Source organism: Dapis purpurea BLCC-M126, assembly GCF_050015975.1.
Lineage (GTDB): Bacteria > Cyanobacteriota > Cyanobacteriia > Cyanobacteriales > Microcoleaceae > Trichodesmium.
Map to the genome: position 1 here is coordinate 1 of NZ_JBNHER010000013.1, position 26,669 is coordinate 26,669.

Below are 26,669 nucleotides of genomic sequence, written 5' to 3' on the forward strand. Positions count from 1 at the left end.
TAGAAATAAATACAGCCTTAGCGTGGTTTTCTGTACAGTTGCTACTCAAACCCCTAATTCCAGCACCTCGTGAACCTTGAGCATAGATAGGATTGAAGCGTCCAAAATTAGAAATTGACCCAGATATTCGACTTGCAAATAGTCTGTTGAAGTTATCAGAAACATTTTGATTAAATCTACCCCCAATTCCATCAATATGAATTTTTAATTTATTTGCAACTGGAAAACGATAAAATAATTTACCAACATCAAAAGTATTATTAGTATTTCTTTGAAATGCTAAACGAGTCATATTTGTTCCTGTTATTGGTACTCCATAAGCAACTGTATCTAGAGCATCTAAACGAGTTTTGAACAAATCTTGCCCTGTAAAGCTAGTATGAAAACTTAAACCTACTCGATTATTTAAAACAGTATTATCTTCTAAACTACCGCCCCCAGCTTTCTCTTCTCCAAAAACATTACTAATAGCAAATACAACTTCTCCAAACAATTTAGTTGTTGTAGAAAATTGATTTGCTTCTAGTTCCGTAGTCCGTGCTTCTAGAGCATCTACTCTGCCTTGAATTTCTGCAAGTTCAACACCAAAATCTTCTTGTAAACGTTGTAAAATTGCTAAATCATCTTTAGTTACTAAGTCTGCTGTAGCAGCAGCAATTAATTCAGTAATTCTGTCTAAACAAGCATTTAAACCTGCTGCAAATTCGTAGCGAGTCATAGCACGATTACCACGATAACTACCATCGGGATAACCAACAATACAACCGTAACGTTCTACTAAAGATTGTAATGCTTGAAATGCCCAATCTGTAGGTTGAACATCAGATAATTGAGATACAGAAGTAACTTGTTCCATTGAGTCTAATTTTTGCTCAAGTTGATGGGGTTGAACAATAATTGCATCTTCTGCAACGGGAGTTATATCCGCTCGTGAATTATCTTTTTCTCCACTTTTTACTTGAGAATTTAGTTGTGTATATTTAATCTCATTTGCCTCAGCAACAGTAGAGATTATTAAAAATTTAATTAATACAAATAAAAAACAATTTAGACGAATTTTTGACATATTTAATTTCTCAAACAATTTTCAATTTCTTAAGTTAGAGGACGGTTTTTTAGGAATAAATTGCCCCTAAAATTTTTTTGAAGTTTACTTAGACCTACATACTTGCTAATAGAACTCCAAAATCAATCCCCTTACTAATTTATTAAAATAATTTGGCATAAAATCCCACCTTTTCAGGCAAATTTTTTTTGGGAAGGCTGCTTAAATCTCCGTTGGAAAAACAATTTCTGACTTGGTTAAATCCCAGCATTTATCAGAATAAAGATTTTGCAGATAAAACTCCACAGAAAACTCTATGGTTAATTTTCAATCCATTAAAATAGACTATATTTATCAGCCAAGAAATTTATTTTCTAATGTGGTATGTGTTTTGGCAAGATGTTTAATCTCTTCAGGGATTAAAAAATCTCGTCAAATTGATCTATCCATAATAAAATGCTGAATCAGGCAAATTACCAACAAAAAGTTTAGGGTTTTGCTCCAATAAACGAGAATACCAAAACTCTAAATCTTCTTTGGCATCTTTAGCACTTACCATTTATAGTGGGGTATATCCCAGGGATTTTTTAATTACAGGTGCTTTTAAATCTAGATATTTTGCCCCCAAAGTAGCAGCATTATCAGGATTTTTTTGTGCCCAATTTACAGCTTCAACTAAACCATTTTGTACAGCTTCAATTACTTCAGGATATTGATTAATTATAGAAGTTAAAGCTAAAGTTCCTGCTTGAGGAAAACGAGGAGGTCTACCTGTTACTTTTCCCTATTCTTGTTGTAAATTAATCACTAATTTTATATCTAATCCCTCTTGTTGACCACGAAGTTCAGCACCCGTACCAGCAGGTTCGGCTAAAAGTGCAGCATCCCCACAACCTGCTAATAATAATTGCACTGCTTGAGCAAAGTCTGTGGTGTATTGAATTTTTAAATCTTTTTCTGGGTTTAATCCATTTTCTTTGGCTAAATAAAAGAATAATTGAGAAGGTAAACCACCTCGGAAAGCTATTAATAATGTTTTATTTCTCAAATCATCAAAACTCTGGATATTCTGAGCAGACCAAATATTTAAAACTCCCAAAACTAAGACATTAAGTAATTTTATGGGAACTTGTTTTTGATATAAATTTGCTGCCAGAGATGTGGGAGTTGCTGATACTTGTAGTTTTCCTGTTTGCTTCTATTTAAGTTTTCACCAAGCTTTTAAATAAAATAAAATAAAATAAAATAAAATAAAATAAAATAACTTCTGACTTCTGACTTCTGACTTCAGCTATATCTCTCTCTTTAACACAAAAAAGAAAGGTTGTGGTACACCTTTAAAATCCATTAAACCTAATACTGTATTATCGTCTATTTTTCTAAAGATGTCGTTAATTGGTAAATTATCATAAATCATTGTCGCACTAACCTTTTGACGATACTCCATCATACGAATCCTTGCCTGGCTTTTCTCCGTTTTTAATATCAAATTCATCAGCCGAAAAATAGGTTTCATGGCCTTACTTTTGAGAATTTGCAAATTAAGTCCCAAATTCATAGCACTTGGACTTGGATAAACCTTAAATATATTATTATTGCCATCTAAAAATAACAAAGGATGAACTTGTTCAGTATCAACAAATTCTTTTCCATACCAACCACTAGCTTCTAACAAACCATCCATTGGGTGATTTGTCGGAAATTCATATCCTTGCCACCTACCTATCATAAAATCTAAATTTACCGACTCTAACTCATCAAAAAATTTTAAGGCTTCCTGCGTAGTAGCTCCTCCATTTTCCAGAGTTGTATTGAACTTTTCTAAAGTATTCATCTTAGCTCCTTGGTTACTTACTGTAGAACATAGTATATTTGTATTCAGACTGATAGATTGATATTCTTTAAAATTAAAGATTAGCTTTATTGGTCAATATAAAATTATTTATTTGTGTGGGGCGAATTCTATGCACCGAATATTAAAAATAAAACAAATCCTCACTGGCACTTTAACAACAATGGCCAGTCTTACCCTTATTTCAATTGGGAATATACAGAGTTCCTCAGCAGCAGAATCTTATACTCAATCTTTACAAGAACTCTATGAGATGCGCGATCGCGTAGTTACTAAATTAGAATCTCTGCCTGCTCCTAGAAAAAGATTATTCTTTTCTGAAGAAAATCAAGCAATATTAGAAAAACAACAAAACTTAGTTCAAAAATTACAAGAAATTGATGTTCAAATATTAATCGAACAGCGAGCAAATGATAATTGGAAACAAGCATTAACTCTAGGTGCTCAAGCTGCTGAAGTGGGAGTATCTGCAAATCCAACTGTCAAAACTAGAGAAACAGAAAAGCATCTCTGGCAACAAGCTATTTATAACTTACAGGAAATTCCTACCGACTCATTGATCGGAGAAAAAACTAATAAAAAAATCAAAGAATATAAGCGTAGCCTTTATGATTCTTCTTATCAATTGAACCTCACTAAATCTAACTTTTTAGAGAGAATTCGTAAAGAAAGTGGTCTATCAAGCAGAGCTACAATTACTATCTGTAATTTACGCAGAGAATGTTTAAACTTAAACGGCAATAAACCTCCCGCAAGTCCAGCAAGTTTAATCAAAGTTCCTGTTGCTGTAGCATTGATGCAAAAAGTATCTCAAGAAAATATTAGTCTAGATACTCCTGTTTATGTAAGTCGAGGTAATTTTACTGAAGATGCTTCAGAAATTCGGGCGAGAAAACGTTATCCCCTCAAAACTTTGGTCGGACAAATGATTGACCACAGTAGTAATATTGCCACAAATCAACTAATTGATTATTTAGGGCAACCTTATATTAATAAAGTTCTTAAAGATGATGGTTACAAAGTTATTCGGGTCAACTACAAACTAATGGGCAACCGCATCAGACCCAAAAATCCAGGTAAAGGTCGTAATCGTTTGACTAGCAATGAGCTGACCGATATGATGGTATCAATATATAATAATGAGTATCCAAATTCTGATGTATTGATAGAAGCATTGGCTCGTCAGAAAGATAGGGTATTAGGATATGCTGGTTTAGAAAAATTGCCAGAAGTTAAATGGTTAGGTGAAAAGACTGGAGAAAATTCTCGCGCTCTGGGTACTACTTTGGGGTTGAGTATTGATGGTGAAGTCTATGTAATGACTGTAATTGATAGTCGTGGCGGACGAGACCCTCAAATTCGTAAATGTATTAATAAATTGGCAAAATATCTGGTTGATAATGAGGGTTTGCTTTAATTAATGGATAATGGATAATGGATAATTGATAATTGATAATTGATAATGATGGTTTGCTGTAGATAATAAGAAACCGGGTTTGTAGGAGGTAGGTATTTAAAACAAACCCGGTTTATACGCTTTTTTATGCCGATAATAACAGTGAATTTTTAAAGGTAAACTCATAAATTTATAACTTATATTATGTCCGGATAATCAGTGATAAAAAAGTTTTTGTTTGTAGTAAAGCTCTAGCCCCATCTATAACTTAGGGCCAAAGCCCAACCACAAACTTTAATAATAACTATTCAACCGAACATGATATTAAATTATTAGGAGTATCAATATATCGATCAAAGAAATAGAAGGAATTAATATCCCAGAAAAACAAGATATTAAGCTGAATAATAAAATCTACATCTGCTTTTGTAATGTACAGAGGTGGTTTAATTCGTAAAATATTACGATGTAAACCACCTTTACCAATCACTAATCCTAAATCTTTTGATACTTCGTGCATTTGGCATGCAAGTTCAGAATTTGGTTCCTTTGTTTCGCGATTTTTAACTAAATCAACACCAATCATTTTTTTGCCCTAATCTCTAACACTACTTAATCTGAAAAGCTGTGTATGTAAGCTTTTTAGGCTTTAATAAATGCTTTTTCAGTATTTATATAAACTCAGCTTATGACTTATCGTTAAATATATTTGGAATTTAAACTGAATTTTGCAAAAAAAGTTGAAATGAGCTATTTAGGGGTAAAAATGGGGGTAAAAAGGGTGCGATAGCGCTTTTGTTGGCCATCAATTAAAAGTCTTGATATGTAAGAGATACATTAGTATTGCTTGTCAAGAAATTTTGGTGTATTTTGGAGATAAGTTATTCGCTCTGCGCAGGTGCTTATTAAAATGAAATAAAAAATTAGTGAGTAGGAGTGCGATCGCCTCAGCGAAACGTAGTTTTATCGCGTTTTGTGATACAAAGTGGTGGTTTAATTCGTAAAAAATTACGATATAAACCACATTTTCCAATCAATAATCCTAAATATTTTGATAGTTCCTGAATTTGGATGGAGAAGATTACTATTATTAGTATTTACAGATTTACAGAAAAACTTATTTACCGATTTTTGTTGAGTACATCAGTACAATTAATTAAAGAATTAAGGTGTTGGTAATTTTGGCTATAATTTTTCTTGAAATGGCGATTGTTTGAACCCTAATTAAAAAGGATTTTGTATTTTACAAATTTAGATTTTATAGCTTGATTTACCAACGCCAAAATTTTAACTGTATACTAGGGAAGTTGTATATTTTATTAGCCAATGTTGAAAGATGACGAACTGGTGGGAAAAAGTTAATGTTTCGGCAGCAGTACAGGTGTAATTGTTGCAGCGGTAGGAATAGCTATAGGAGTGGGGAATGAAGAGATTAGATGCTTGGTGAATTCATCAGGAAATAATTGTTCAAAAAATATTTTATGTATGAAAAATACTAGAATACAAGCTGGGAGTAGTGAGTCTTATGATAGTGATTGGAAATGTGTAAAATAATCTACGATAAGTGACTGGGTAGAACTAGGAAACGACAACCTGTGGCAAAGTTACTTAAAATTTAAAGCTGAAAGTCACCTTAAATCTGGCAACACTAAAATCTGTGCTTTTTACAGTAGATATAGTCCAGATTCTCGTAATACAATAGAGGAAAATGAGTGCAGTGAAAAATCCAGTAATTATTCAAATGAGATATATTTAGGAGATGATACGGGTTGGATCAATCAGAAATTGGCTTTTACTATTTCTAGTCCAAAGAATTATCAAATCTGTTTAGAGTTGCTAAAACAAGAGAAAAGGGAAAATCCCAACTTAGGAAGAAGACCCTCAACTGGCTGGATATGTAATAGTGAGAACCCTGATAATTATATTGATTTGGGTGACGATAAAAAATACTATAATCAACAGTTAAGATTTAAAATCATCAAGCAGTAAGTAGGGCTTGCCGATTAAATCTTAAAGTATTGGAAGATATAGGTAAGTGCTTTTTTAAGTCTTGAAAAAGTATCTGTTTTTCTGCTTTTCATGCTCAAAAAGTTAGCATTTATGGCGCATAGTTGGGCAAAAAAATTACTCCCCTACTACCCCGCTCTCTTAACTCCTTAAAAAAGACTTTTTCAGCAAACTCTAATTTATAGATGGGGCTAGAGCTTTACTACAAACTTTAATAATAACTATTCAACCGAACATGATATTAAATTATTAGGAGGATTAATATGTCTGTTTTCTCTAACATTATCTAGTCTGTACCTTTAGTAATTAATAGTGCCAAAAACTTGAGAGTTACTTTCTTGGGTAATATATAATCCGACTCAAAAGTAGTCATTGCGACGATAGGAAGCAATCTCAAGGGTTTAGGAGATTGCTTCCTTTCACTCCGTTCCAGTGGCAATGACGCAGGCTATAGTAATTATTCAGATTTGATATAAGAATACCTCAAAACTGAAATTTATCACCCAAATAATATTGGCGTACTAAGGGGTTGTTATAAAGTTCTTCTGCTGTTCCAGATGCCAAAATTTGTCCATCTCGCATAATATAAGCTCTATCCGTAATTTCCAAAGTTTCTCTCACATTATGATCCGTAATTAGAATACCCATCTTTTGTTCTCCTAATTTTTCTACTATTTTTTGAATCTCAGAAACAGCTATTGGATCTACCCCCGCAAATGGTTCATCTAAAAATAAAAATCTTAGTCCATCTTGGTTAGATGCTAAAGCTCTAGCTAGTTCTGTTCGCCGACGTTCTCCCCCAGAAACCTGAGAACCTAAAGTAGAAGCTATTTTTTCTAAACGAAACTCATGTAATAGAAACTCTAAACGCCTTTTCCACTCACGACGAGGCACTTTTGTTTGTTCTAAGACTAGGAGAATATTATCTTTCACACTGAGGTTACGAAAAATACTCGCTTCCTGAGCTAGATAACCAATGCCAAGTTTTGCTCTTTTGTGCATTGGTAAAGCTGTTATATCTAATTCATTTAAAAGGACAGTGCCAAGTGAAGGTTTTTCTAGACCTGTAGCGATATAAAATGTAGTAGTTTTACCTGCACCATTGGGACCGAGTAAGCCAACAATTTCTCCCTGAGCAATAAATATATTAACTCGACTCACAACGGCACGCTTACCATAATATTTGTGAATATTCTCAAGAACAATTTTCATATTTGAGTTAGAAGCAAGCTTTTAAAAATTGAATTAGACATTAGATTCAATGATTGAATTCTAATGTCTAAATTTTTCACCAAGCTATAGAAACAATCAATATCCCATCAATTCCAGGCTAATTCAATATACATAAAACATCAAATTTGTCAATAAAAATTCTTAATTATAGAAACTCCTATACTGGACTCCTATACTGGTAAGGTATAGGGCTACACCCAAGTCAGAAGTCAGAAGTCATCTCTGACTAAGTTCAAAGTATATAGAATCCATTTGGTATCTTTGCCTTGATCTGAAAATCTCGCTCTGAAGTCGTACGTGGTAGAGAAGCAATACGGGAAAAAGATAAAAAAATACTCCAACTCTCCCCATCTCCCCATATCCCCGTCCCCACAAAGGTTGAGAAAGATTATATTCAGACTATGGACTTATTGGAGTTTTAAAGGCTGGTTTTGGATTAAATGGTGCAGTAACACTACCTCCTATATCTCCTTCTTGGCCTGTGGGAACTACATATATAGATTCTACTTGACCTTGCAATTGAGGTAGGGCAATAAAACGTCCTTCATCTATTAAATAGGTGACAGTTTCTCCTCGAATTGTATTGCCCTCCTGTAGTATAAATACATCTCCACTCAAAACAATTCTACGTTCTCGGCTGAAATATTGAGCTTGAGCTGCCGTTGCTTGAATTTGACGGGCAGGGTAATTAATTTGGACATTACCACGAGCTGTCACAACTCCTGTTCTAGCATCAGCTTCTTGAATATCGGAGCGAACAGTAAGACTACCTGAAGAATTTCGATTTCTTGGAGGTTGGCTAGGGTTAATTTGAGCAGCAGTAGGATATGTAATGGAATTTATTATAGCCAGAGGCAATATCAAGACAAATCCTTTTAATATCAGTGATTTTGATATTTTATTGTTAAGTATCATTTTTAATTAGGTGTAAAATTATCAAGTGGTCTACCATCTCGATTCTTGGGTATACAGTATATAGTGCAAGTCAGAAGTCAGAAGTTATTCCTGAGTTAGTTTGAGCATTTATAAATGTCCTAAGATTTGCTTCGACTTCCATAAATTTAACTATTTAATTATTTTACCGAATCTTGGGGTTTAGTCACCAGTGTTTTTCTATCTACCATTTATTAGGATATTGTCAAGTATCTAGTTTTCTATATTCTCATTATCTTTAGTTTTATTTATTTATTAGTTATAAATTTTATATAAGTTCAAGTAAGATTATCACCTTCATGTACTTAATTATTGAGAATTTATATAACAATTTTAGCAGTGTATAATAGAAACAATCTCTAATATCCAATCTAGCTAATTACTTACCAATGGATAATCGATAATTGATATTCGATCCGCGTTTTCCTGTGCAATGCTGTGCAAATATGTTGCGCAGCGAAACGCCAACATTTTTTCACTTTAGAAAGACAATTTTCTAAATTTATTGCCAGAAAAGCTTATTACTATTCTTACTATTCTTAATATTTGCTTGATCAACAGTCTCTAATCTAGAATTTATCAGGCTAATTAGGTACAGCAGGTACACAAAATTAATCTGAACAAAAATATAAATAAGAAGCTCTCTTGCAGATCGCATATTTATTTGCAAAAAAAATATTAACTGAATAGTATTAATTTATAATTCCTCCCTGTTCTGTACCTTCATAAGTAACAACGTAACCAAATCCAATTTTTATAAAAATTCCTTGAAAAACTCTATTTTTAACATAGATTGAAAAATCTAATATTACATCAATAATAATTTTTTAAATATCTCATAAAATTTTAGATTTTTATGGAAAACTAAATACCTAATACCTCACACCCAACTTAGTTTAAATTCTATATTTTGAAGTTATTGTAGCATTAACAGCAATATTCTCTCTCTCAAAATTTTGCTTCAATCTATAGCAAAACTCACGGGCTACATTCCACTGTTTTCTTGGTATAGTTTTGACTCTGATCGTAATTTCTACCTCCGTTTGAGAAACACTATTTACAGCTAAAATACTGGCATAGTCTAGAATTTTATTTGACCAATTTACATCATTTATCAACTCATTACTAACTTTCTTAATTAACTTTAATGCTAGACTTAAATTAGTATCTAAATTCAGTTTTATTCTTAAATCAATACTTGCCCAATCTTTAGTCAAATTATGTACGGTAGAAATATTGCTATGGGGAATTGTAGTTAAGCGTCCTCCAGCATCACGCAATTGTGTAACCCGAAAATTCATGTCTTCTACATAGCCAATAGTATAATCTAAATCAATCAGGTCGCCAATCGCATATTGATCTTCTACCAAGATTAAAATTCCACTGATTATATCTTTAACTAAATTATGGCCACCTAAAGAAACAGTCAAACTAATAATGCCTAAGCCAACTAATATTATAATTAGAGAAATATTGAAATTTTGAAATACCAAAAGAATACCCAGAAAAGCTAATTTAAACATTACAATTCCTTGCAATGTATGGGAAAAAGTAATTGCTCGTGATACTCTTCTCTGAACAGAAGTTTTTGTTTCTAGTCTCTGAAAACTATTAATGGCAAACCAGTTGATTATAAAAGGACTGCCTTGAATTATTAAGTAAGTACCAATAATTGTAGTTAACACCATGGTATAAGAAAGTAACAAAATCTGTAGCCAACGACTATAAGGGAAATTTCCCAAAATCCAGCCGATACCACACAGCCATAAAATCATCTGAATTACTTGCAATAAACTTCTGAAAAAAGAATTTTTATCTTGCTGTTGTTCCCAGATTAACTGTTGTTTTTGTCCGAGGGTTAATTCTGATTTTAGTGTGCTTAATTGTTGCTGATTTCTCAATTCATCTATTTGTGGATAAGACAATTTCAAACTTTCTATCAGCTTTTGAAGTTTTTGATATTTCTTGAAGCAGTATTTTTGCAAAATTGATATGAGAAAGCTCAAAACTATTAAAGCTAATATTATGCCTGTAGAAATTAAAATTTGTCTGAATAAATAGTCTGGTTGTCGCTCTCTCTGTGCCCTGATTAAAGCATCTCTCATAAAACCAATAATCTGATTAGCTAAATCTTCTCTGGATATGCCATGAATCTGAGCATCTAAATCTGTAATAGCAATTAATTCTTGATTTTTCAGTTCTTCTGCATCAGAAGCCAATACTAAAGTCTGGTTTTCTAGGGTTTCAAGAGTTAATTTTAAAGTATCTGCATCAAAGCAATTTTTAATCGTTTCTCTGAGATTATTTTCATAGAATCTGACTCGAATATTTAGGGGAGACGTATTGCTATTTCCTTGAATTTCTTGCCCTGCTATTGCAGCAACTTTGAAGATTTCTCTGCCATCTATTTTGATTGGTTTATAAACTATGTTGCTTAGAGGTGTTAATGAGTTAACCTTAGTGATATTGTCAATATTACTATTTGGCAATTTTTCTGAAGTCTGAGCTAATGCTAAATTAACTTTGTTAATGGTAATAATGAAGGTTAATATAGTCAATAATATTACGGTTAAAATTCTTGGAATTTTATCACAATTGTAGAAATATTTTTTCTTAACCAGTAAGAGTTTTAATGAAATAAACTTAAAAATTTCCATAAGCCATTACATATACAATTAGTCTACTGATTGCTTTCTGTCCGGAACAACAAGTATCCGGACAGAAATCTTAGTGTTTGAGTAATTATTTAATGAGATAAGTAGGGAGGCATAATTTAAGGTAAAATAAAAAATATTGTAAATTTAAGCATTTAGTGTGGAATGATGCCCAAATACACTCTGAGCTACATATAGAATTTCCCGCCACATAATTGTATTAGTTGATAACTTAAGCTTGTCATTCTTATACCTCAATTCTCCGGTTGAAAATGTAGTATAAGTTAAACGAATGGTTGCTTAATTGATGAAAAAGCTTTTTGCGTTGCGATTGCATTTCACACGAAGAGCTGACTGCTAATAGCTGTTTCGCTGCACGACATAAATGGACACTATTCCACAAAAAATACTTACTTATAAATTTTTCCCAAAAAATCAGAATAGTTTGAAAAAATTTGTAAATTGCACCTACCTATAAGTCGCAAAGTTTCTGGTCTCCTTATCTAATCGCTATGAATTTTTAGCAAACTTTTTGCCAATTAAAAGTAGATAATACTTCTTTATTATTACTACACAAAATAATTTTATTACCACAAAACGTCAGACTTAAACCCTCATATAGTAGCTATGATTTGGAAGAGGAAAAAGGAATTAAGAAATTGATAAAAAATAAAAAATCCTACCAGACTACTCTCCCTTAATTCCAAGATTAATTATTAATTATTAATTGCTGTTAACGCAGTTCCTCCACAGGAGGCTAGCTAACTGCTCAAATCTGAATTCTGACAATATAATTAATCTTAGTTTTAGATGTTAAGTGCGACGATAAATCTTGAAAATATAATTAATAATAATTAGAAAAAAAATGATATAATAGGAAAATAATTCGTGAATTTGCCTAAAGTAAAATGATTACAGAAGTTTCTTTGATTGAAATAGCAAAAACCACCCGCCAAGCAGCACAAAAATCAGCAGGTTTATCCACAGAAGCTAAAAATCAAGCGATTGAAGCAGTTGCCCAAGCATTAGAAAAAGCTGCACCAAAAATTATTACAGCAAATCAACTTGACTGCAAAATAGCTGAAACTGATGGAATTGCCAAACCGCTATATAATAGATTGAAAATGAATGAAGCTAAACTCAAAAGCGCGATCGCTGGTTTACGCAATGTTGCTACTCTTCCCGATCCTGTAGGTATGGTGCAAATACATCGGGAACTGGATGCAGGATTAATTATGAAACGAATAACTTGCCCACTGGGTGTTGTTGGCGTGGTCTTTGAAGCTCGCCCAGATGCCGTAATTCAAATTTCAGCTTTGGCAATTAAATCAGGAAATGGTGTTATCCTCAAAGGAGGTAAAGAAGCAACTAATTCATGTCAAGAGTTAGTTACAGCAATTCGTCAAGGTTTATCCACAACTTCCGTTAACCCTGACGCAGTGCAGTTATTAACTACCCGTGAAGAAACTCTAGAGTTACTGAACTTAGATGAATATCTCAATTTAATTATTCCTAGAGGTTCTAATTCTTTTGTGAGATTTGTGCAGGAAAATACCCAAATTCCAGTTTTAGGCCATGCTGAAGGAATCTGTCATGTTTATGTAGATAAATTTGCAGATATTCAAAAAGCAGTAGCAATTACTATTGATGCCAAAACTCAATATCCTGCAGCTTGTAATGCTGCTGAAACTTTGTTAGTTCACACTGATGTTGCTGCTAAGTTTCTCCCAGAAGTTTTACCCGAACTAGAAAAACGTCAGGTTGAGTTACGCGGTGACACAGCTACTAAGCAAATTTTGTCATCGGTTAAGGTGGCGACAGATGTAGACTGGGCAACAGAATATAGCGATCTAGTCTTGTCTGTCAAAGTAGTTGATACTTTAGAAGAAGCGATCGCTCACATCAATACCTATGGTTCCGGACACACAGATGCTATTGTAACTGAGGATCAAAATGCTGCGGAAATATTCCTTGCACAAATAGATGCTGCTGGTGTATTCCATAATTGTTCAACTCGATTTTCTGATGGTTTTCGTTATGGTTTTGGTGCTGAAGTAGGAATTAGTACCCAGAAAATGCCACCAAGAGGTCCAGTAGGTTTAGAAGGATTAGTGACTTATAAATATCAAATTGTTGGGGACGGACATATTGCTGCAACTTATTCTGGTGATAACGCTAAGGCATTTACTCACCGAAATTTGCAATTTTGATTTTGGCTGCATTGAATTTTTGTCAGATATCGCCCTGATTCTCCTCACCGTTGTTCTCTTGATCTGAAACTGCAGGACAATTTGATGAACCTTCTGGTGGAAAATCCAGAGTATCACGAAGTAGATCGCGCTGTTCGGTAGATAACTCAGGAAAAGGAAGTAAACCCTTTGAACGCCAAAGCTGAATCTCAGCCTCAGCAGCGCGACTTCTCTCAAGATCGAGTCCGTTATCTTTAGAGATATAATTCGTCTGGGAGGGAAAAGCAAAACCTGTTCCTGATAATTCAACTATATCATTAACTCTGAGCAGCACATCCTCTTGAATTGCTAGAAACTCTGGTAATTTACCTGTATCTACATAAACAAAAATTTCTACATCACGAGAATAATCATTATATTTGATTAATCTGACTCGCGCTCCCTCCTCAAGAAGCTTAGGGTGAGCTAGAATCATTTCCCGAAATTTTGCCAGTACAAATCGCAATTGGTCAGAGGTTGTCTCGTAACGTAGCCCAATAGTTTGACGTAAAAGAATGCGATCGCGTCGGCTCTTATTTGCTAATTTCAGCTCTGAGAATTGAGAATTAGGTATGGAAATTAAATCACCGTTGATTGAGAGAATTCGTGTTGAGCGCAGGCCAATCTCTAGTATAGTTCCCTCTTCATCTCCGAAGCGGCAATATTCACCTACCTTTACTGGTCGATCTGCTATTAATATCAGTCCAGCAATCAGGTTCTCCAATGTTGGTCTAGCAGCCAAAGCTAAGGCCAGACCACCGATTCCCACACCCGCTATAATTGGAATAATCGAAATCCCCACACGCTCAATTCCCAAGATTAGGGTAATCGTACCAGCGCTTAACCCTAACAGTCGAAAGACTGTCCGGATTAAGCTAGCATCTAAACTCTGAGGATTAATCTTTGGGGACGCAATAATAGTCTCTGCTAAAGCGTTACCCAAGAGAAAGATTCCTAACCCTAGTACCATCCAGAAAAGAATTCCCAGGGTAGTTATAATAATCAGAAGTACATATCCGGTCAGATTGACTACATCATCTAGTAAATAGCCGACTATCGAGAAAGTTGCCATGGCTATCAAAGGAGAAAGAAGTATTTCCCAGGTTCGTTGTGGCGGCTTGAGAAGACTTACCCTCTGAAATTTCCATCTAAAGCTGATGTAAGCAATCCAGAAAGCGATCGGCAGCAAAATACCGAAACTAATCCATTGCCATAGGGTTTGACCCCAATAATGAATCTGCAACCAACTCGGTATAACTTCCAACCATTTGATGGGAAATAGTTGGCCGGGGGTAGTCATATAGAATTCGTAAAATCCTTCCGTAGAACCAGGTTTGTAGGGTAGTTCTTTAACTACCTGGTAGAATCTTTCCAGGTGAGCTACTGTTTCAGAAGAGAAGAGAAATTCACCACTTCTGGGTCCTGATTCAATCTTAGTGATGTCGATTTCTGTATTGGGAAGCCTCCAGCTAGACAATTCCTGGGCAGCAACTGCTTCTGTATCGGGAATCTCTGCATAAGGAGGCAGTTGAATTCGGTCTAGAATCTCCTTCAGTAGCAACGCTCTTTCAGATGCTGCATCCGCTCTAAGAGCTACCGGAACCTTACTCAGATCCAAACAGTTTTTGGCCCGCTTGGCAAAAATTAGCATTTGTTTCTCTTGCTGGCGAACTGAGTCAGAGGGGAAAAATCCTGGCTCTTGCAAATGTTGTGTGTAAGATGCCATCAGTAGTTGATGCGCTTTATTGGCATTCTCGACAAAGCTTCTCAGGGTTGCCTGGGGGCTAGAGGTATCTGGAGGAGCCAGGGGGTTCTCAACCACGGGGGCTGCTATAGTGAAATTTGATAGTAGAATTAGGATGAGTAGTCCTAAAAAAACTATTTTCAGCGATCGCCACCTAAGTCTCATAAGCTGACAGTTGAAAAGTATGTTGATTCTCATTCAGCTTAGTTTAATTTTTTGCCAAACACAAATCTTAATTTTTTTTATTTTTTACTATGATCTCTGCCAAAGTGTTGCCAAATAGAAAGATTATTAACGCTAACGTTATCCACAAGATGATTTCTTTGGTCGTTAATAGAATTGTTCATAAAACACAAATCATTAATTTCTTTATTATACCAAATCTGTTTACCAAAGATACTGAATCCTAAATAATACTAAATAACTTTGACTTCCTTTTTCCTTAATCTGAAACTGAACTAGAATTAGGAGAACCTTCTAGTGGAAAATCTAGAGTATTGCGGAGTTACTCGCGTTCCTCACTAGTGCAGGATGACGGAAATAATATCAAATCCGGTTGAATACTTATTATATGGTTGGTGAGATGGGGGGATGGAGACCAACCCCTAACCACTCTCCGGTGGGGAATTTAGCGAGATATCTATTAAAGTAATTGAAAACAATTATAAACACATATCCTATGACCAGATTCTATGTGCAATTAACCGGATTTGATATAAGTGACCAGTGAAAAAAGACTCAAAGCCTTACCAATCAAAACTTCTGAATTCTGAATTTTCAATTCTGACTTCCGCGTAGCGATACTAGGCAATTCAGGGAAACGAAGTATGCTCTTTGACTATCAAGCCTCAATTTCATCCTCAGCAACAACTCAGTCTACTCCATATCTCCCGATATATGATTCATCGGTCAGCGAAAAGCGAAGTTTGTTCCTGCTGCATTAACAACATCCTTGACTTGTAACAATAAATTTTCCTGAATTTCCTTAAACTCATCTTCTTTCGCTGTATCTACATAGGCCAAAATTTCTACATCAAGAGAATAATCACCGTATTTTACAAACCTAACTTCTAATCCCTCCTTAATAACCTTGGGATAAGCGAGTATTATTTCTCGCAATTTTGCTAATATAAACTTTATTTGTTCAGGGGTTGTATCATAGCTTAACTTGAGCGTCTGGTTTAAGAGGAAGCGATCGCGTCTGCTTTCATTAAGTAATGAAAGCTGTGATAATTGAGCATTAGGTATAGAGATGATATTCCCCTCTACCGAAAGAATTCGTGTTGAGCGCAAACCAATACTTATTACAGTTCCTTCTCCCTCTCCAAAGCGACAATATTCGCCTACTTTAACTGGTCTATCAATTAACAAAATAAGTCCAGCAATCAAGTTTTCTAGGCTTGATTGGGCTGCTAGTGCTATTGCAAAACCTCCGATTCCTAGACCTGCTATTATAGGAATCAGAGAAATCCCTACACGCTCAATTCCGATAATTAGGATACCTGTACCAATGGTCAAACTCAACAGGCGAGAGATTATCCTAATCATACTAGCATTTATACCACGATCATTAATCTTAGGAGAAATAATAATAGTCTCTGCTACACCATTACTAAACAGAAAGATTGTTAAGGCTACCATCATCCAAAAGATGATTTCTAGGGTAGTTAACATAACCAGTAGTATATTTCCAGTAATATTGATTTCCTCATCAAGGAAATTGCTAATCGCCACCAAACTAACAATAGTAATTAAGGGAGGAATCACAAGTTCCCAGGTCTGACGTGGAGGAGCAAGGGTAGAAGATCTCTGCCAGATCCACTTAAACATTTTGTAGGGAAACAAAAAACCAATCAACACAGAAATAAATAAAACTATCCACTGCCATAAGGTCTGATCCCAGTAAACCACATCTAACCAACTTGGGAATATTTGCAGCCATTTAGGGGGCAACAGGCTGCCAGGAGTAGAAATATAGAATTTATAAAATCCTGCCTTAGACCCTGGTTTAGGAGGAAGAGCTTCAACCTTTTTGTAGAATTCTTCAATGCGAGCAATTGTCTCAGGAGAGAAGAGAAATTCTCCTGTATTAACTCCCTTCTTAACCTTAACAATATCAATTTCGGTATTAGGAATAGTCCATTTAGAAAATTTTGAATCGGCACTAACTTCTTCTAAATCAGGAATCTCATTATAAGTTGGTATCTCAATTCGGTCAAAAATTGCCTTCAGCATGAGAGTTGCTTCCAAACCCTTATCCTGTTTGAGACGAGAGGGTATCTCGCTAAGATTCAGACAACGTTCAGCCCGCTTAAACAGAATTTCAGCCTCTCTAGCTCTTTTACTAACATAGTCTGAAGGAAAAAGTCCTGCTTCCTCTTGATATTGCTCATAAGCTACCATCAATGTTTGGTAAGATTCGTTAATATTTTCCACAAAGCTGCTGATAGTTCCTTTCGGGCTAAAAGTATCTGGAGGCGCTAGAGGATGGAACGTTTTCGCTACAGGATTTGCTATTAGAGAAGTTTGCAGCACAAGTAAAGTTAGTAGTGCTAAAAAGAATATTTTTACCAATCGTAACTTTAATTTCATAACCTCACAGTTAAATTAAAGGTTTATTCTCAGTGGAGCCTGATTAAAATTTTCGCAATTTTATAAATTTATATTTATACAGTACAATAAATAACCTCAAGCACTTTCCTCAAGTAATTCACTTTTTGAAGTTAATAACACAAAAAGTTTTACACAAAAAGATTGTTACTTTTTGTCTGTGGCAACAAAAATTTTTTCACCAGACTCTATTTATATAGAATGCATCTAAATATTTCTGAGAACAAATCCAACATTTATAACTGCAATATTTATCATCTATTTTTCAAAGCATTAAAGGTTTAAATCCATGCTTAACTGATAACTTTCCAATTAATTCCATTTTTTCTACAGTAATTAAATTCCGCCCCCAAGAAAAATTAGTATATAGCTTTTCAAATTCCAGTAACATTGATTCAGCAAAACAAGCAAATAACTGACGACCTGGTACCTCCATATTGACAATGTTCATAATTTTCCAGTCAATATCAAGAGAATGTTCCACAATTCCACCATTGAGAACGTAGATTCCTTCTTGCTGAACTTTAGTAGCCATGTTTTTAGGATAACCACCATCAATCAATAAGCAGGGTTTTTTTAACATATTTGAATTGATTTCTACGCCTTTGGGCATACTAGCGACCCAAACGATAATATCAGCTAGAGGCAAAGCTGCATTTAATTCTAGAATTTTACCCCTGCCTAATTCCTCTTGCAGACTTTTTAGTGGCTCTTGCTTACGGGCTATCAATAATAATTCTTCTACTTCCGTCTTAGTATTTAACCAACGACATACCGCACTGCCAATATCACCAGTTGCACCACATACAGCTACTGTTGCTTTTGATAAATCAATTCCTAACTTTTCTGCCCCCTGTTCTACTTGCTTACAAATAATATAAGCTGTGTGAGTATTGCCAGTGGTGAAACGCTTAAATTCCAATGTAATATTGCGAATTTGCTTAAACTTCTGTAAATTAAAATTTTCAAAAATAATTGATGAAAATCCACCCAAAGCAGTTATGTCAATACCATGCTTCTGAGCATGGGCCATAGCATTCATTATTTTACGGGTAGCTGCTTTGACTCGGCTAGAAGCTAGCATTTCTGGTAGAAAACAAGATTCTACATATTTGCCTTCAATTTTTTGACCTGTGATACTTGTTACTTTGATTGTATCTACTATCTGAGGTGGAGCGCTGCACCAGAATTCAAGACCTTGATCTGCATATTCTGGATATCCTAAATCTCTTGCTACGGATTGGGCGTGTTCTAAGCTAGTTAGATGACCAATTAGACCAAACATTAAAATTGTAAGTTTTGATTATTTGTAGGTTAGTTATTGTTGATGGTATGTGGAAATCAGATAGGGGTTGGTACATATCATAAATTGGCAAGTATCATTTTGACGATCAAAAAATTTTTTTATTTTTTTGTTAGATGCTATGCCATTAGTCACTTCCCATTTTGATTTCCACATTAATTAAAATTAGTTATGCGGCAACCAGACCATAAGCTGACATCCGCATAATTTCTCCAGTAGTAAAGCCAATATTGTTCAAAGCTTCACCATAAGCAATCATAAAGTCTTCAACCAAGGCTTCTTTTTCCATCTTCAAGGTCTTAGCATCTTTTTCTACCTGGTTCAGCATTTTCCATACTAAAGGTAAGTTTTGGCGATTTGCTTGTTGTAGTTCTGCTTTAGAATCTTCAAAATGCTCTTGTAGCCATACTTCACCAAAGTTAAGGTGACTGTACTCATCTTTGACTACACCTTCAGTAATTTTCCGAGCGAAGGGGTCAGCTACAGGTATATAGATATTGTAAGCTGCGATCGCGAAACATTCAATAATTAGAGATTGAATCAACAGACAAGTCACCACATTACCTGTAGCTGCTGCTGTTTGAAAATTCTGATGCAGTGGCTCAAAGAACTTTTTAGCAAATTCCATATCAGGTGTCACTTTGAGATTATGGCCACAAGCTTGAAAGCCTTTTTTGTGACGATTTTCCATTTTTGATAGCTTAATCAGCTCATCCTTTTGATCTGGTAGCATCTCAGCCAGTTGAATGTAATTTTCGTATGCCTCTTGTTCTCCTTCAATTACAATTGCGTTGATTCGGCTATAGGCATCTTTGTAAATTTCAGTTTCAAAGTTTGTAGCAGTTTTTTCTTCAACTTGTGGCATAGGTTAGTTATCTCCTCATCAAAAAATAGCTTTATAAGGGCAAAGAAAAATATTTGATTAATCTTAACTTAGCTTATAGTTTACTGTACCTACTTTCTAGAATAATTTCTTAGTATAGCTATAATTTATCTTTAAATTAAGGCCCAGTTTTTGTCCCAACCTCCATTTCTATAAATTTTAGTTTAAGTTTTGGTAATTTTACCTAAGAAATTATATATCAATTTATTGACCTTTTTCAGATCATCGAACACTTAAGCTTTTGTTTGGTTAGTTATTAGGACTTTGATTATCTCTTCATTTTGAGGCCATGTATTGTGGAGATTCAAAATGGCCAATAATTATCAAAATAATTGGTTCCAAAATCCCGCCTTAAAAGGTCATACCTTTTTTAAGGGTTGCTCAAAATCCCCATGACAAAAACAATTTCTGTAAGTTGTCAATCCGACTACTCCCCTATCTGACTTGATAACTTCTGACTTTTTTAACACCCTTGACTCTAGTTATTATTGATAAATTTTGGTTTACGTACCAAAGGTTTACCTCTCTCATCTCTGAGGCTAGTTGAATTTTCCTCTCTCAACTGCTGAGATTGATCTGAAGGTAAAGTTTGATAGTCTAAAGATTGACCAGGGGTAAGCCAAGTTTGCCAAATACTAATTTGACTTTGAGCTGAATTATAAGCAAGACTATTTCTCGGAATTTTCCTAGCAATTAAGATTGCTTGTGGCACATCTCGGTTAACTACATCCATCGCGATCGATAATATTTGTTGACTCCATTGATTAATCAATTGAGAAGCTTCCAATTGCCTAGAACTAGAAGTTGGTACTTGCTGTGCTAAAGTAATTGCTGTAGCATAACCGTCTGCGGTTGCTGCTAATGCTGCTTGACGAGCATTCTCTAAACTTCTTTTGGCCTCTTGTTGAGATTGCCACTCCTGAATTTTAGCTCTGGCTTGATTATAGAGGATTCTACCTGGTTGAATTTTTCTTGCTGTAGCAATTGCCTGTTCTATATTACCTGACAATGCTAGAAGTTGTGCATTATCAAGAATTGGTTGGTCTTGAGAACGTTGAACTTTTTCTGTCCACCTATTAATTTTCTTTTGAGCTTCCTGATAAAGAGTTCTGCCCCGACCAATTTGTCTTGCTTCATCAATTGCTGCTTGTAAAGAAGTGAGATCGCCAAAGCTTGCTAATTTTTCGGCTTTATCCAAAAAAGGCTGATCTTCTTGTTGCTCTAGTTGTCTACTCCAAGCTTCTATCAAAGTAGTTGCTTCTTTTCCCCTAGGGTTATAGGGAGGAATACTCTGTAATTTGGCGATCGCTGCTTTTAGATCGCTAATTCCTCTAGGTTGGGCTAGTTTTTTTCCTTCTTCAATAATGGTGACATCTGCTATTTCTTGTTGCCAAAGACTGATTAACTGTTGAGCTTTGCTGTAAAAAGGTCGTTCAGCTTTGAGTTTTTGAACTTGAGCAATAGCATCTTCTAGTCCTGCTATTGTACCTAAGTTCGCTGGGGAATGGGCACGAGCTAATACCTCTATATCTTTTACATTTTCCTGTAAGGCATCATTTTTAGGAACTTTATTGACTATATCCAGTGCCTCTTGCCAATTTCCTTCATTCAATTTTACTGAAGCTATGTCTATTATTTGTTTTCCCAAATTAAATATTAACTTTTGAGCAGTTTGATAAATATAGCTCTTTTGTTCAATTTCTTGAGCTTGTTTAATCGCATTTGTAAGATTATCGAGTCCACCTTGTTCTCCAATATTTCGTGCTTCGTTTAATTTACCGCCTTCTTTCCGAGTTCTTTTAATATCATTAATTAGTTCTTGATATTTTTGTGTCCCCCAGTGGACATTTGGCACTGATAGTAAACGAGAAGCTTCCATAGAAGCTTGATTCCATTCTTCTTTACGCAAATGTTTTTGAGTCTGCTTGTAATTTGCTTCAGCTTGATTCCAAGTTTTTTGCCACTCTTGAATCTGTTTTTCTACGAGTGGGTAAGCTGACACTCTCTGGGGAACTTTTTTGGCAATAATAATAGCTTCTTCTAATTTTCCATCTTGAAAAGCTAACTCACCCAAGGACAATATTTTTTTCGACCACCTTTCAATATAACCATCTATTTGTGAGCGCATTGGATGGTCATTTGATAAAATATCTACCAGATTAATTGCTTGAAGTAAACTGTCCACAGTTGGAGAATTAGCTAACAATTGCGCACAATAAAGGCGTTTACTAGCGGATGCAGTACGCCAGTAAGTTGACTCACAATCTGCCTGAGAAGGTAACTTAAACAAAGCTGACATAGCTGTTATACCTGCTCCTGCGGGGACTATTACCAGTAGTGCTATCCACAATAACCCGTAAATAGAACCTAGACTATTTGGAGGTTTTGGTTTTTTTTGCTTGGTTTTTTTTATAGGGGAAACTGACTCTTTCTGCTGATTGGAGTATTTCGCAGCAGATTTATAGGTTTTTATCTGACTGCCATTTCCTCTAAGTTCTTGCAGTCTTTGTTGGCGGTTTTTCCGACGTTCAGATAATTGCCATTGGGTTTCGTTTTTTGGCTTGATATGGGGAATTATCCGGCCTTGGCCTATTATTTTGTGCTTTTCATTCATATATGCTTTATCCTGAGCAGCAAGCAACCAATAGATTAAACTCTCATTACTTTCTGGTTGATTCAGCCTACAAACCAACTTTGATCTAAAATTATTAAAGTTAATTTAATTATATGCGGTTTCTAGGTATACACTATTTTTTACATATTTGCAACCACCTATTTCAAGGTTGGTTGAATACACGCGCTCTCTATCCTTTCTTTTGTTCCACCCTTTGAAAGGGCTATACTTTACCCACATCTCTTGAATTCTTTACAAGATAAACTAGACGGTGGATAGGGGGAGGATCTGGAAGTTAAGACAAACCTGGCATTTCTCAAATGTACGACAGAGGGGGCTAAAAGTGAATAACGAAATTTCGCCATTTGATTTTTCTGGCTACCTACTATAACCATCTCCCCAGACTCCCCGTCTTGCAATGCTGCTAATACTTATTAGTAAGGGATAGTTGAAAGGGGAGGGGGCATTAGGGGGATGGGAAAACCAATCAATCTTAAGGTTTTCAGGAGCTGTGTATTTAGCTAGATCTGAAAAATTTCAGGGGTGGATCAAGCTTTAGGAATCCTGGATTTTGGCTTAAAGGTAAAATTGGGAAAATTTCAACGAGATGACTTCCGTAATTGTCCAATAGGTACTTCTGTGAAAGGTTGTTGTAGGTCTTGAATGAGTTGTGTGAGGTCTTGTTGACTTGCTTGATATACTTCTCCACAAAATTCACAGATTGCTTCAGCACCCTTGTCTTTTTCAATCATATCTTTTAGTTCTTCTATACCAAACATTTTTAAAGCTCCTAATACCCTCTCGAAAGAACAGTCACAGTTAAAACGAACTATTTGACGTTCGGGTAATATATTTAAGCCCATATCTCCCAAAAGTTGTTGGAAAATTTCTGGTAATGTTTTGCCTGATCGTAGTAATGGAGTGAATCCTGATAAAGAGGCGATGCGAGATTCTAGGGTTTGAACTAATTCTTCGTCTATAGCTGCTTTGGGCATGACTTGTAACAAAAGTCCTCCTGCTGCTTGTATGCCTTCTGTATCTACAAATACTCCTAGAACTAAAGCTGATGGTGTTTGTTCTGATGTAACTAAATAATGGGTAATGTCATCTCCAATTTCTCCAGATACTAATTCTACTGTACTGGAGTATGGGTAGCCGTGGCCTATATCTCTCACTACATATAAATAACCTTGATTGCCTACTGCTTTGCCTACATCCAGTTTACCGATTTGATTTGGTGATAGCTCAATTGTAGGATTTTCTACATAGCCTCGTACTGTTCCATCTAGGCCAGCATCAACTAGCACTGTTCCTAAAGGACCATTTCCCTGGACACTAATGTTAACTCTTGATTGTGGAGTTTTCATACTAGAAGCTAATAATAATCCTGCGGTCATTGTTCGGCCAAGAGCAGCAGAGGCCACCCAAGAAAGTTTGTGTCGTTGTCTTGCTTCTTCGGTTAAGCGAGTGGTAATTGCACCAACAGCACGAATGCCTCCTTCTGCTGCCGTAGCTCTAATTAGTTGATCTGCCATTGGAGTCCTTACATTTCTTAATAATTCTGAGTTTCTTTATCATAACTCTCTTAGAATACTACAGGTGAAATTTGTCCAAGATAAAAGGAAATAATGTTAATCTATATCTATATCTTTGCGATGTTCTAATTTTGTTTGAGAAAATAAGCAAAATATAAATTTAAGAATTATATCTATTGTTATTAGTTATTAGATTATTATGTTAGGTACTTTTCAAAAAAGCCATCTACGGATTGAGATTGAAGCTGCTGAAGCTACTATAAGAGATAGTTTGCTACGTCCATCTCAATTACAAATGTGGTTATGGCCTCAGCGTTTTTCCCCTGGACTACCAGAACAATTATCTGAAGGTGTAAAGTTTGAAACTTGGGTTGGACTGATAGAGATTAAGCATTATGTTGATGTAGTTAGACCAAATTGTTTGAGGCTGATACTTAGTCAAGGCATTGATGGGTTTCATGAGTGGTATTGGGGAGATGGTTGGGTACAATCTCGTCTAGAAGGAATATCCATGTTTCCTATAAATTTCGGTCAAACTTTTAGTTTGCTTCGCTTACGAGAGTTTGTATCTGGTAAAGAATAAGTGGTGATGAAATTTATAATTTTATTTCTCTTTCAGTTATAACAATTAAATTGTCTTTTTCCTGAAATATATAATGATTGGGATTAATTTTAAATTTACCTTGAGACTGAGAAACTGATATTAAAATAGGGTTCTAAGTTTGCTTAATATGTATAAATAATTCTAAAAAATTTTTCCCTACCCACTCAGAAGTAATAGTTATCCGATAAATAAATTAATAATTCTGAAAATACACCCATTAATCTTTATATTTAAAGCAGCTTGATCTAATAAAAAAATACTTTGTTATTGACTAATTATATAATTATTGACATTACTCATTTCTAAGTGAGAAGCATATTCAGAATTAAGTGATTTAGTACCTAAGTATAAAGATTTGGATTTAATTTTTATGCTGTTAATGGTACTATAATTGTTCGATCATCTGCATCTTGATCCCTAAGATAATGACTTTTATCACATAAAATAATACAAGTTTCAGCCTGACTTATATCTGCTTTTTGTAGTGCAGTAACTTTTGTAAAATCATCATTAAGAAATTGTACTGGTGATTTTATATCTGAGGTTTTAAAATGGGGTTAATTATCAAATTCAGCCATTACTATAATTGGTATTCTTTGACTTTTACCTACAGTCTTATATTCTTTGACTATAATCTCAACTTTGGGATTATAACCACAAATAATTGTATGATTAATGAAGCTTTACAAGTCTACAATATCATCCTATTGACAAAGAGTATCTATCATAAATGCTGAGACTGTACCAGTGAACATAGCAAAGATAGTTACATTCATAGAACATAACAAAGACTCCAATTATTCTTCCTGTAATAAGGATGGTGGAGCTGGAATTGGTTTGCCAGCAAACAGAGATTCAACAATTGAGAATTGAGAATTGAGAATTGAGAATTGAGAATTGAGAATTGAGAATTACCTTTCCTTGAAAAGAAGAGGATTGACGAACAGGAAAATTGTTATTTATTATCCCCTTAAAAGGAGAGGCTTTAAGCCACGATATTTCGGTAAATACTAAACCAAAATCCTTTTTATAAAGAAGTTAAATTTGAATTATTATTACTTTCAAGTACTGGTATAGTAACACTAGCAAAGATTATAGTTATACTATTTCTGATAGCGTAGCTCCTCTGTAAGAAGCATAGTAATACTATATTTGATTATCATCTCCCCATTTCAAGGATATATAGCAAACTTTTTGAGATTTGGTATTAGTAATAGTAGTCTAAAAATAATTGAATATTCGAGAATACCTCTTTGCAAGATATAGGGAAATGTGCTGGTATAACGGTTGAATAAACCAGATAATCTAAGTATCTGCACCAGGTGTTCTGAACAGTCTTAGTAAGGGTAATATGGCGAGTATATCTAACCACTATTCTTGAAAATAAATTTTTTTGTTAGGTATGCCTATAAACCTGAAAGTTAATTCTAATATAGTTAAGCTCTTATATCATGTCCGGTTGAATAGTTATAAATAAATGAGGGAGGAGTCAGGAGTCAGGAGTCAGGAGGGAAGAGAGCAAAAAGAAAGTATAAAAATAAGAAAGTTTTTTTGATCACTAATTATCCGGACATGATATTAGTTATGATCTTGCATATCAATAGATAGGGTGAATTTTTGGATATAGATAATTCTATCAGAGTTAATATAACTGATAAAATTATGATAATTTCAATAGTAATAGTGACTTCATGGTAATTGAAAAAAATGGTTTATCTAACAATTGCCATTTTTTCTTTAGGCATGATATCTAAGACACAGTTAAACTATGGATTAAAACATAAACAGAGTAAGCAAAATATTATATCTCTTTCAGATATTAGTAAGTTAGTTAAATCTTTAAAATTTCATGGAAAGCGATCGCTTATTTATTTGAATTAATCTTTAGCATTTCCAAATGTATAGTGAAATTAAATCCCCATTTACCATAAACAAAAAAAATTATCTTATCTCTTTTCTAATGTTTCCTATTCCCCATTACAGCGCTTTTCAGTTGAGTAGACCACAAAACTGTTGTAGGAGTAATGA

At 34.7% G+C, this 26,669-nt stretch carries 17 protein-coding genes; 4 read left to right on the forward strand and 13 right to left on the reverse strand.

Annotated features, from left to right (window positions below; genetic code table 11):
* The 3 genes from ACP6PL_RS02605 to ACP6PL_RS02615 form a co-directional block, all read right to left on the reverse strand.
* Positions 1-1,066: iron uptake porin (locus ACP6PL_RS02605; RefSeq protein WP_426542234.1), on the reverse strand; the 1,066-nt coding region annotated here is incomplete at its 3' end.
* Between the two features lie 763 nt (positions 1,067-1,829).
* Complete coding sequence (locus ACP6PL_RS02610; protein ID WP_426542236.1) at positions 1,830-2,144, reverse strand: substrate-binding domain-containing protein; 315 nt, start codon at positions 2,142-2,144, stop codon at positions 1,830-1,832.
* A gap of 192 nt (positions 2,145-2,336) precedes the next feature.
* Positions 2,337-2,879: a DUF4334 domain-containing protein gene (locus ACP6PL_RS02615; RefSeq protein WP_426542238.1), complete on the reverse strand. Its 543-nt coding sequence runs from the start codon at positions 2,877-2,879 to the stop codon at positions 2,337-2,339.
* A gap of 181 nt (positions 2,880-3,060) precedes the next feature.
* Here ACP6PL_RS02615 and ACP6PL_RS02620 point away from each other — a divergent pair, with 181 nt between their 5' ends.
* Positions 3,061-4,314 carry a serine hydrolase gene (locus tag ACP6PL_RS02620; RefSeq protein WP_426542240.1) on the forward strand — a complete coding sequence of 418 codons (1,254 nt, stop codon included), beginning with the start codon at positions 3,061-3,063 and terminating at the stop codon, positions 4,312-4,314.
* A gap of 283 nt (positions 4,315-4,597) precedes the next feature.
* On the opposite strand, the gene ACP6PL_RS02625 is transcribed toward ACP6PL_RS02620, so the two are convergent.
* The 4 genes from ACP6PL_RS02625 to ACP6PL_RS02640 all read right to left on the reverse strand — a co-directional run bounded on the left by ACP6PL_RS02625 (position 4,598) and on the right by ACP6PL_RS02640 (position 11,024).
* Positions 4,598-4,879, reverse strand: coding sequence for a hypothetical protein (locus tag ACP6PL_RS02625; protein WP_426542242.1), 282 nt, complete (start codon positions 4,877-4,879; stop codon positions 4,598-4,600).
* A gap of 1,904 nt (positions 4,880-6,783) precedes the next feature.
* Positions 6,784-7,512, reverse strand: coding sequence for an LPS export ABC transporter ATP-binding protein (lptB, locus tag ACP6PL_RS02630; protein WP_426542244.1), 729 nt, complete (start codon positions 7,510-7,512; stop codon positions 6,784-6,786).
* A 420-nt stretch (positions 7,513-7,932) separates the two neighbouring features.
* Entirely contained in the window at positions 7,933-8,448 is a 516-nt protein-coding gene (locus tag ACP6PL_RS02635; RefSeq protein ID WP_426542246.1) for an LptA/OstA family protein, read from the reverse strand.
* A 914-nt stretch (positions 8,449-9,362) separates the two neighbouring features.
* Positions 9,363-11,024, reverse strand: coding sequence for a mechanosensitive ion channel family protein (locus ACP6PL_RS02640; protein WP_426542248.1), 1,662 nt, complete (start codon positions 11,022-11,024; stop codon positions 9,363-9,365).
* A 1,004-nt stretch (positions 11,025-12,028) separates the two neighbouring features.
* Between ACP6PL_RS02640 and ACP6PL_RS02645 the strand changes: the two genes are divergently transcribed.
* Positions 12,029-13,330, forward strand: a complete 1,302-nt coding sequence (locus ACP6PL_RS02645; RefSeq protein ID WP_426542250.1) for a glutamate-5-semialdehyde dehydrogenase — start codon at positions 12,029-12,031, stop codon at positions 13,328-13,330.
* A gap of 22 nt (positions 13,331-13,352) precedes the next feature.
* Here ACP6PL_RS02645 and ACP6PL_RS02650 read toward each other — a convergent pair whose 3' ends face one another.
* From ACP6PL_RS02650 to hslO, 6 genes are all read right to left on the reverse strand, one after another.
* Positions 13,353-15,170, reverse strand: a complete 1,818-nt coding sequence (locus ACP6PL_RS02650; protein WP_426542252.1) for a mechanosensitive ion channel family protein — start codon at positions 15,168-15,170, stop codon at positions 13,353-13,355.
* An 831-nt stretch (positions 15,171-16,001) separates the two neighbouring features.
* Positions 16,002-17,684 (reverse strand): mechanosensitive ion channel family protein, encoded by a 1,683-nt coding sequence (locus ACP6PL_RS02655; RefSeq protein ID WP_426542254.1) that lies wholly within the window; start codon positions 17,682-17,684, stop codon positions 16,002-16,004.
* 283 nt (positions 17,685-17,967) lie between these two features.
* On the reverse strand, positions 17,968-18,987 hold the full coding sequence (locus ACP6PL_RS02660) for a long-chain acyl-[acyl-carrier-protein] reductase (protein ID WP_426542256.1): 1,020 nt from the start codon (positions 18,985-18,987) through the stop codon (positions 17,968-17,970).
* A 187-nt stretch (positions 18,988-19,174) separates the two neighbouring features.
* Positions 19,175-19,870 (reverse strand): aldehyde oxygenase (deformylating), encoded by a 696-nt coding sequence (locus ACP6PL_RS02665; protein WP_426542258.1) that lies wholly within the window; start codon positions 19,868-19,870, stop codon positions 19,175-19,177.
* A 496-nt stretch (positions 19,871-20,366) separates the two neighbouring features.
* On the reverse strand, positions 20,367-22,502 hold the full coding sequence (locus tag ACP6PL_RS02670; RefSeq protein ID WP_426542260.1) for a hypothetical protein: 2,136 nt from the start codon (positions 22,500-22,502) through the stop codon (positions 20,367-20,369).
* Between the two features lie 599 nt (positions 22,503-23,101).
* Positions 23,102-24,037, reverse strand: coding sequence for an Hsp33 family molecular chaperone HslO (gene hslO / locus ACP6PL_RS02675; RefSeq protein ID WP_426542262.1), 936 nt, complete (start codon positions 24,035-24,037; stop codon positions 23,102-23,104).
* Positions 24,038-24,236: 199 nt separating this feature from the next.
* On the opposite strand from hslO, the gene ACP6PL_RS02680 reads away from it, so the two are divergent.
* Together ACP6PL_RS02680 and ACP6PL_RS02685 are read left to right on the forward strand one after the other, a co-directional pair.
* On the forward strand, positions 24,237-24,620 hold the full coding sequence (locus ACP6PL_RS02680) for a hypothetical protein (RefSeq protein ID WP_426542264.1): 384 nt from the start codon (positions 24,237-24,239) through the stop codon (positions 24,618-24,620).
* 1,728 nt (positions 24,621-26,348) lie between these two features.
* Positions 26,349-26,522 carry a hypothetical protein gene (locus ACP6PL_RS02685; RefSeq protein ID WP_426542266.1) on the forward strand — a complete coding sequence of 58 codons (174 nt, stop codon included), beginning with the start codon at positions 26,349-26,351 and terminating at the stop codon, positions 26,520-26,522.
* Positions 26,523-26,669: the final 147 nt, after the last annotated feature.